Raw genomic sequence first — 8,102 nt, forward strand, 5'->3', positions numbered from 1 at the left:
CGCATCGGTGAGCTTCGCGAACGCCTCGGCGTGGACCTGCTCGATCGTCTCGGGCGGTGCGGTGCGCAGCAGGTAGCGGTACCGCTCGATGGCGATCTCGTCCTCGCTGCGCGGCGGCTGCGTGCCCGGCCGGCCGCCGCCTGCCTGAGGCACGGGCGGTGCCTGACGGTCGGGCTCGTCGCTTCCGAACAGGCGGTCCATGAATCCCATGTCGTCCTCCGTGTGCGTGGGGACTCCGACGCTAGAGCCGCTTCCTTGGAGCCCGCTGAACCGGCGCGCCGGGACCGTCACCCGGTGCGGGCGAACGCTTCGCTGACCCACCGCGCGTGAAGCAGCCAGGGGTCCTCGACACCGGTTGCCAGCCCGCCAATGTGCTCGAGGAGGGCGGGAGAGCTGCGGAACCACTCGGTGCCGGCGAACCGGTCGCCCGCGAACTGCGCATGACGCCGACGCTCCCGCAGGCGGTCGCCGCGCTCGAAGGCGAGCAGCTCGTCGTGCCAGATCGCCGACAGCCGCTGGCGCGGGTTCGCCGTCGTGCCGATCTTGATGCGGTCGTCGTAGCGCAGGTAGTACACGACGTCGACGCGCGGCGGCGGCAGCTCGTGGTCGACGACGTCGCCGTGGCGCCACTCGCACACCGCGCACAGCCATCCCGACGGGTAGAACACCCCGAGGCGCGAGCCGCACAGGCCGCACGGAGCCGGCAGCGCGTCGGTCACGCCGCTGCGACGCTGGTCCCACTCGGATGCCGCGGCCAGATGCCACTCGCACAGCGGCACCGGAGCATCGACGGGGACGGGGCCGCGGCATCCGCTCCCCACGAGACACTGACCGGGCACACCGCGAGTGTAGGAACCGGCTCCGACATCGCCGGGCACGCGAAAGGGCCGGAACCCGAAGGTCCCGGCCCTTTCGATGTGTCGATGCGCTGCGCGCTACTCGATCACCGATGCGGTGATCAGCGGCCCGACAGCTTCTCGCGCAGAGCGGCGAGCGCCTCGTCGTCGGCGAGCGTGCCCGCAGGGCCGCTCTCGGACGAGAAGGTCGACGCGCCGGTCTCGACCGGAGCGGCGGCCTCGGCCTCGAGGGCCTTCGCCACGGCGGCCTTGTGAGCCTCCCAGCGACCCTGGGCCGCAGCGTACTCCTGCTCCCACTTCTCGCGCTGAGCGTCGAAGCCCTCGAGCCAGGCGTTGGTCTCGGGGTCGAAGCCCTCGGGGTACTTGTACTCGCCGTTCTCGTCGTACTCCGTGACCATGCCGTACAGGGCGGGGTCGAACTCGGTGCCGAAGGGGTCGACCGACTCGTTCGCCTGCTTCAGCGAGAGCGAGATGCGGCGACGCTCGAGGTCGATGTCGATGATCTTGACGAAGACCTCTTCGCCGACCGACACGACCTGCTCGGCGAGCTCGACGTGCTTGCCCGACAGCTCGGAGATGTGCACGAGGCCCTCGATGCCGTCCGCCACGCGGACGAACGCACCGAACGGAACGAGCTTGGTGACCTTGCCCGGAGCGACCTGACCGATCGCGTGGGTGCGGGCGAAGACCTGCCACGGGTCCTCCTGCGTCGCCTTCAGCGACAGGGAGACGCGCTCGCGGTCGAGGTCCACCTCGAGGATCTCGACGGTGACCTCCTGGCCCACCTCGACGACCTCGGACGCGTGCTCGATGTGCTTCCACGAGAGCTCGGAGACGTGCACGAGGCCGTCCACGCCGCCGAGGTCGACGAACGCACCGAAGTTGACGATCGACGAGACGACGCCCTTGCGGACCTGGCCCTTGTGCAGGTTGTTGAGGAACGTGGTGCGCGACTCGGACTGCGTCTGCTCGAGCAGGGCGCGGCGCGAGAGCACGACGTTGTTGCGGTTCTTGTCGAGCTCGAGGATCTTGGCCTCGATCTCCTGGCCGAGGTACGGCGTGAGGTCGCGGACGCGGCGCAGCTCGATGAGCGAGGCCGGCAGGAAGCCGCGGAGGCCGATGTCGACGATGAGTCCACCCTTGACGACCTCGATCACGGAGCCGGTGACGACACCGTCGTTCTCCTTGATCTTCTCGACGTCGCCCCACGCGCGCTCGTACTGGGCGCGCTTCTTCGACAGGATGAGGCGGCCTTCCTTGTCCTCCTTCTGGAGAACCAGCGCCTCGACGGCGTCGCCGACCTTGACGACCTCGTTGGGGTCGACGTCGTGCTTGATGGAGAGCTCGCGCGAGGGGATGACGCCCTCGGTCTTGTAGCCGACGTCGAGGAGGACCTCGTCGCGGTCGATCTTCACCACGGTGCCTTCGATGAGGTCTCCGTCGTTGAAGAACTTGAGGGTCTTCTCGACCGCTGCCAGGAAGTCCTCAGCAGATCCGATGTCGTTGATCGCGACCTGCTTGGTGGCCGGGGCGGTCGTTGCGGTAGTCATGTAGTGGGTTGTCCTTGTTGGGTTGGGGTGTCGGGCTCGGTCCGAGTTTTCGCGGTCCGATCGCGCCATGGCGAACGGATGCCTCGAGCCGAAGCGAAGCGGATTGATTTTGGTGCGATGCCACTCTGCGTCCCGCGCGTGCCGGAGCCGAGGCGTGGCGATACGAGCCACACGAGTGACAGTCCAGGGTATCAGAACGCAGCCCCGCCCCGCGATGTTCCCGGCAGGGCGCAGCGGGCCGACGCTACGGGCGCAGCAGCACCTTCGTCGCACGTCGCTCGTCCATCGCCGCGTAGGCCTCGGCGGCCTCGGTCAGCGGCAGCTCCATGTCGAACACGAGCCCGGGCCGGATGGCGCCCGAGCGCACGTCGGGCAGCAGTTCCGCGATGTATCCGCGCACCGGCGCAACCCCGCCGTTCACGCCGACGTTGCGGCCGAACATCTGCCGGATGGGCAGCTCCGGACCACCGTTGGGCACGCCGACGTAGCCGACCATCCCTCCGGGCCGTGCCGAGCGCAGCGCCTGGTCCATGGACTCCTTCGTGCCGACGCACTCCAGGACACGGTCGGCGCCGATGTCGCCGGTGAGCTCGCGCACGCGCGCGACGCCGTCATCGCCGCGCTCCTCCACGATGTGCGTCGCCCCGAACTCGCGCGCGAGGGCCTGACGCTGCGGGTGGCGCGACATCGCGATGATCGTCGTCGCGCCGAGGCGCTTGGCCGCGATGATCGCGCAGAGCCCGACGGCGCCGTCTCCGACGACGGCCACCGAGTCGCCCGGACCGACCCCGGCGGAGACGGCAGCGTGGTGCCCGGTGCCCATGACGTCGCTGAGGGTCAGGAGCCCCGGGATCTCGTCGTCCGAGACGGGTCCCGGCACCACCGCGAGCGTGCCGTCGGCGAGCGGGACGCGCACGCGCTCGCCCTGTCCGCCGTCGGCGAAGCCGCCCAGCCGATCGGCGCTCCCCCACCAACCGCCGGTGAGGCACGAGGTGCTCACCCCGTTGCGGCAGTTCGCACAGGTGCCGTCGCACACGTAGAACGGCGCGATCACGAAGTCGCCGACGCGCACCTCGCGCACCTCCGGTCCGACGGCTTCGACGACGCCGACGAACTCGTGGCCGATCCGGTGGGGCTCGTCCGTGGGGGTCACGCCGCGGTACGGCCACAGGTCCGAGCCGCAGACGCACGCGGCGACGACCCGCACGATGGCGTCGCCGCCGGTGGAGAGCTCGGGATCGGGGACTTCTTCTACGCGGATGTCGCGCGCGGCGTGGATGACGGTGGCAAGCATGTTCCGAGCCTAGGCCGCGCGGCAGTGGGCGTGGCGGCGCGCGCGTAGGGTGGGCGCATGATCCCCGAGCCGGGCACCTATCGCCACTTCAAGGGCGGACTCTACGAGGTGGTCGGCGTCGCCCGGCACAGCGAGACCGAGGAGCAGCTCGTCGTCTACCGTCCGCTCTCGGGCGATTCCGGACTGTGGGTGCGGCCCCTGGCGATGTGGAACGAGCCCGTCGAACGGGACGGCTACGCCGGACCCCGCTTCGTCCGCGTCGACTGACCGCTCGGTCCGGCGCGGCACAGCGTCAGCCCGCGATGGCGTGCCCGATGTGCTCGTCGCCTGCGCCGAAGCGGATCGTCCTGCCGATCGTGGAGTCGTCGGCGATCGCCGCGGCGATCACGGCCGCCACGTCCGCGCGCGACACCTCGCCGCTTCCCTCGGGATCGAGCTCGATGCGCCCCGTCGGCGCATCGAGCGTGAGCGTGCCCGGTGCCAGGATCGTCCAGTCGAGGTCACTGGCGGCGAGGTGAGCGTCGGCGGCCCACTTCGCGTCCGCGTAGGGGAAGAACGAGGCGTCCGCGGCGATGCCGTGATCGGCGCGGGAGCCGATCCAGGACACCATGATGTAGCGGTCCACCCCGGCCGCTCGCGCCGCGTCCATCGAGCGGATGGCGGCGTCCCGGTCGACGGCGTACGTCCGTGCCGGGTCGCCTCCGCCCGCGCCGGCCGACCAGACCACGACGTCGTTGCCGCTGATGAGGTTCGTCAGCTGCGCGACGTCGAACGACTCGATGTCGGCGACCAGGGGCTGCGCGCCCGTCGCCGCCACATCGGCCTCATGCGCGGGATTGCGGATGACCGCCGTCACGGTATGCCCGTGCGCCGCGAGGAGCGGCTCGAGGAGGAGAGCGACCTTTCCGTGTCCGCCGAAGATCAGGATGCGGGCCATGGGAGTCCTTTCGTCGGTCGTTCCACGCTAGCGCGCAGCCAGCAGGCTGTGCCTGCGACCCCACAGCAGGTAGAACACGAGCACCACGGCGACCCATGCGGCGAACCACGCGTAGGTCTCCCAGCCGAGGCCCGAGATCAGGTACAGGCACGCGAGGATCGACAGGATCGGCGTCACGGGATATCCCGGGACGCGGAACGCGCGCGGCAGGTCGGGACGCGTGCGACGGAGCACCATCACTGCGATCGACACCACGATGAACGCCACGAGGGTGCCCATCGACACCATGTCCCACAGGTTCGACAGCGGGATCAGGCCGGCGAGCAGCGCCACGACGCCGGCGGCGACCGCTGTCGCGAACACGGGCGTGTGGGTGTGCGGCGCCACACGCGCGAACGGCTTCGGAAGCAGGCCGTCCCGGCCGATCGCGTAGAGGATGCGACTCTGCCCGAACAGCGTGACGAGTGTCACGGAGAAGATCGAGATGACCGCGCCCGCGGCGAGCAGCGTCGCCGGCCACTGCGCGCCGAGGACATCGCCGAGGATCACGGCGAGACCGGCGCTCTGCTGGTCGGGATCCTCGAAGTCCTGCCACGGCTGCGCGCCCACCGCGGCGATCGCGACGAACAGGTAGACCGCGACCACGACGGCGAGGGCGATCATGATCGCCCGAGGCAGCGACCGCTGGGGATCGCGCACCTCGTCGCCGGCGGTCGACACCGCGTCCAGGCCGATGAACGTGAAGAAGATGGTCCCGGCCGCGGCCGTCACGCCCGCGGCGCCCTGCGGGGCGAAGTCGGCGAAGTTGTCGCCCTGGAACGCGGTGATCGCGATCGCGCCGAACATGAGGAGGACCGCGATCTTGATGAGGACCATGATCGTGTTCACGGTCGCCGACTCGCGCGTCCCCCGGACGAGCAGCAGGACGCACAGCGCGACGAGCACCACCGCGGGAAGGTTGATCACCCCGCCCTCGAGCGGACCGACGGTCAGCGCCGGCGGGATGGTCCAGCCGAACAGGTCGCCGACGAGTCGGTCGAGGTACCCGCTCCACCCCGAGGCGACGGCCGCCGTCGACACGCCGTACTCGAGCACCAGGCAGGCCGCCACGCCGATCGCGACGATCTCCCCGAGGGTGGCGTACGCGTAGGAGTAGGTCGAGCCCGACACGGGCACCGCCGACGCCATCTCGGCATAGCAGACCGCCGAGAGCCCGGCGGCGACCGCCGCGACGAGGAAGGCCAGGATCACGGCGGGACCGGCGAGCGGCACCGCCTCGTGCATGACGAAGAAGACTCCCGTGCCGATCGTCGCACCGACACCCAGCATCGCAAGCTGGAACGTGCCGATCCCGCGCGTGAGACCGCCCGGTGAGGGCGCCGGCGGGGTGACGGGCTTTCGGCGGAAGAGTTCACTGGTGATGCTCATGCGTGGTCCTTCAGGATTCGTCGCCACCCGGCGCGGCTCGTCAGCCACCGTACCCGCTCCCCTCTCGCGCGACGGCCGGGATCAGGCGAACATGACCCGTGACGCTAGCGTCGGGGTATGACAGCAGATCTCGATCAGCTCGCCGCCCTCCTCGACGACCGCGCGCGGGCCGACGCGATGAGCGGCGTCGTCTCGGTCGACCTCGACGGCGAGGTCGTCCTCGCGGCCGCATACGGGCTCGCCGACCGGGCGCACGGCATCCCGAACACCGCCGGGACCCGCTTCGGCATGGCCAGCGCGAGCAAGGCGTTCACGGCGCTCGCGGTGATGTCGCTCGTCGAGGACGGCACCCTGCGGCTCGACACGCCGGTGCGCGGCATCCTCGGCGGCGATCTGACCGCGATCGACGACCGTGTGACCGTCGAGCATCTGCTGTCCCACACGTCGGGCATCGGCGACTACCTCGACGAGGAGGCGGACTGGGAGGTCGACGACTACGTCCTCACCGTTCCGGTTCACGAGCTCGCCGCGACCGAGGCGTTCGTGCGCGCGGTGGACGGCCACGCGCAGAAGTCAGCCCCCGGTGAGCGCTTCGCCTACAACAACGGCGGGTACATCGTGCTGGCCATCGTGGCCGAGCGGGCGTCCGGCATGCCGTTCCACGATCTCGTCGCGACCCGGGTGTTCGCCCCGGCCGGGCTCGGGGCCACCGGATACCTCCGTCTCGACGAGCTCCCCGGCGACGCCGCGCTGGGGTACGTCTACGCCGACCCCGCGTCGCTGCGCACCAACGTGCTGCACCTCCCGGTCCGCGGGAACGGCGACGGCGGAGCGTTCACCACGGCGGCCGATCTCAGCCGGCTGTGGCGGGCGCTGGCGGACGGCGCCGTGCTCCCGCGTGCCACCGTCGCCGAGATGTGGCGTCCCCGGGAGGACGTCCCGTCCGAGGGGCTCCGCTACGGGCTGGGATTCTGGCTCGATCGCGAAGGGCCGGGCGTCGTGCTGGAGGGCTACGACGCCGGCGTCTCGATCCGGTCGCGCTTCGATCCCGAGACGCGCGCGACGGTGACCATCGTCTCGAACACGTCCGAGGGCGCCTGGGGCGTGGTGCGGGCGTTCCGCGACCACCTCGCGGGCTGACCCGGGCGCCGAAGCGCTCAGGCGGCGAGCGCCGCACGATCGGCGATGATCGCGCGCGCGGCATCCCGCCCCGCGCGATTGGCCCCCACCGTGGACTGCGACGGCCCGTAGCCGATGAGGAACAGCCGCGGCTCGTCGATCGATCGTCCGTCGGCGACCCGGATGCCGCCCTCCGGCGTGCGCAGCCGCAGGGGCGCGAGATGGTCGATCGCGGCGCGGAATCCCGTCGCCCACAGGATCGCGTCGGCCGCGACGAACGTCCCATCGGGCATGCGAACCCCGTGCTCCTCGATCGAGGCGAACATCGGATGCCGCACGAGCACGCCCCGCTCCTGCGCGGCGCGGGCCCAGGGAGTCCAGTGCATCCCGGTCACCGAGATGACGCTGCCCGGCGGCAGCCCGCGACGCACGCGGTCCTCGACGCCGGCGATCGCCGCGACGCGTGCGGGGAGGTCGAACTCGTCCTCGCTCCACTCCGGCTCCCGGCGCGTCACCCAGAACGTCTCGGCGACGTGGGAGATCTCGTCGAGCAGCTGCACCGCCGAGATGCCCGCCCCGACGATCACCACCCGCTTCCCCGCGAACTCGTCGCGGGAGACGTAGTCCGCCACGTGGAGCTGCCTTCCGCGGAACCGCTCCTGCCCGGCGTAGTGCGGCCAGAACGGGCGGGACCACGTGCCGGTCGCGTTGATGACGTGCGAAGCGGCCCAGGTCGCGGCATCCGTCTCCACGATCAGCCGTCCGGCGGGATCCTCGTCCTCGCGCCGCACCGCCCGCACGCGCACCGGCCGGACGACGTCGAGCCGGTAGCGCTCCTCGTACGCGGCGAAGTAGGCGGGGAGGATGTCGCGGCTCGCCGCCCGCGGGTCGGCCGGGGGCACCGGGAACCCGGGCAG

8 protein-coding genes and 1 pseudogene are annotated in these 8,102 nt (G+C 71.1%); 2 read left to right on the forward strand and 7 right to left on the reverse strand.

Annotation, left to right across the window (positions count from 1 at the left end; all coding sequences use genetic code 11):
* The 4 genes and pseudogenes from ACE3O1_RS13550 to ACE3O1_RS13565 form a co-directional block, all read right to left on the reverse strand.
* Nucleotides 1-210, reverse strand: a pseudogene (locus tag ACE3O1_RS13550) (hypothetical protein); the annotation flags it as partial.
* Nucleotides 211-287: 77 nt separating this feature from the next.
* On the reverse strand, nucleotides 288-839 hold the full coding sequence (locus tag ACE3O1_RS13555) for a GIY-YIG nuclease family protein (RefSeq protein ID WP_374315897.1): 552 nt from the start codon (nucleotides 837-839) through the stop codon (nucleotides 288-290).
* 119 nt (nucleotides 840-958) lie between these two features.
* Nucleotides 959-2,407: a 30S ribosomal protein S1 gene (gene rpsA, locus ACE3O1_RS13560; RefSeq protein WP_374315899.1), complete on the reverse strand. Its 1,449-nt coding sequence runs from the start codon at nucleotides 2,405-2,407 to the stop codon at nucleotides 959-961.
* A 244-nt stretch (nucleotides 2,408-2,651) separates the two neighbouring features.
* On the reverse strand, nucleotides 2,652-3,701 hold the full coding sequence (locus tag ACE3O1_RS13565) for a zinc-dependent alcohol dehydrogenase family protein (protein ID WP_374315901.1): 1,050 nt from the start codon (nucleotides 3,699-3,701) through the stop codon (nucleotides 2,652-2,654).
* 57 nt (nucleotides 3,702-3,758) lie between these two features.
* On the opposite strand from ACE3O1_RS13565, the gene ACE3O1_RS13570 reads away from it, so the two are divergent.
* Complete coding sequence (locus ACE3O1_RS13570; RefSeq protein WP_374315903.1) at nucleotides 3,759-3,968, forward strand: DUF1653 domain-containing protein; 210 nt, start codon at nucleotides 3,759-3,761, stop codon at nucleotides 3,966-3,968.
* Nucleotides 3,969-3,993: 25 nt separating this feature from the next.
* Here ACE3O1_RS13570 and ACE3O1_RS13575 read toward each other — a convergent pair whose 3' ends face one another.
* Both ACE3O1_RS13575 and ACE3O1_RS13580 read right to left on the reverse strand, forming a co-directional pair.
* The gene (locus ACE3O1_RS13575) at nucleotides 3,994-4,638 is read right to left on the reverse strand and encodes an SDR family oxidoreductase (RefSeq protein WP_374315905.1); all 645 of its coding nucleotides are present in this window, start codon (nucleotides 4,636-4,638) and stop codon (nucleotides 3,994-3,996) included.
* 27 nt (nucleotides 4,639-4,665) lie between these two features.
* A complete protein-coding gene (locus tag ACE3O1_RS13580) occupies nucleotides 4,666-6,066 on the reverse strand; it encodes an APC family permease (RefSeq protein ID WP_374315907.1) in 1,401 nt (466 codons plus the stop codon).
* A gap of 117 nt (nucleotides 6,067-6,183) precedes the next feature.
* Between ACE3O1_RS13580 and ACE3O1_RS13585 the strand changes: the two genes are divergently transcribed.
* Nucleotides 6,184-7,206 carry a serine hydrolase domain-containing protein gene (locus tag ACE3O1_RS13585; protein ID WP_374315909.1) on the forward strand — a complete coding sequence of 341 codons (1,023 nt, stop codon included), beginning with the start codon at nucleotides 6,184-6,186 and terminating at the stop codon, nucleotides 7,204-7,206.
* 17 nt (nucleotides 7,207-7,223) lie between these two features.
* Here the strand turns inward: ACE3O1_RS13585 and ACE3O1_RS13590 are convergent.
* Nucleotides 7,224-8,102 (reverse strand): NAD(P)-binding domain-containing protein (locus ACE3O1_RS13590; RefSeq protein WP_374315911.1); only part of this gene is annotated, 879 nt, incomplete at its 5' end.

Source organism: Microbacterium sp., from assembly GCF_041909575.1.
In the GTDB taxonomy this organism is placed as follows: domain Bacteria; phylum Actinomycetota; class Actinomycetes; order Actinomycetales; family Microbacteriaceae; genus Microbacterium.

What these genes read in the sequence shown, in the direction of transcription:
- ACE3O1_RS13565 (WP_374315901.1), bottom strand. Translation starts at nt 3,701, where the DNA reads ATGCTTGCCACCGTCATCCACGCCGCGCGCGACATCCGCGTAGAAGAA.
- ACE3O1_RS13580 (WP_374315907.1), bottom strand. Translation starts at nt 6,066, where the DNA reads ATGAGCATCACCAGTGAACTCTTCCGCCGAAAGCCCGTCACCCCGCCG.
- rpsA (WP_374315899.1), bottom strand. Translation starts at nt 2,407, where the DNA reads ATGACTACCGCAACGACCGCCCCGGCCACCAAGCAGGTCGCGATCAAC.
- ACE3O1_RS13575 (WP_374315905.1), bottom strand. Translation starts at nt 4,638, where the DNA reads ATGGCCCGCATCCTGATCTTCGGCGGACACGGAAAGGTCGCTCTCCTC.
- ACE3O1_RS13570 (WP_374315903.1), top strand. Translation starts at nt 3,759, where the DNA reads ATGATCCCCGAGCCGGGCACCTATCGCCACTTCAAGGGCGGACTCTAC.
- ACE3O1_RS13585 (WP_374315909.1), top strand. Translation starts at nt 6,184, where the DNA reads ATGACAGCAGATCTCGATCAGCTCGCCGCCCTCCTCGACGACCGCGCG.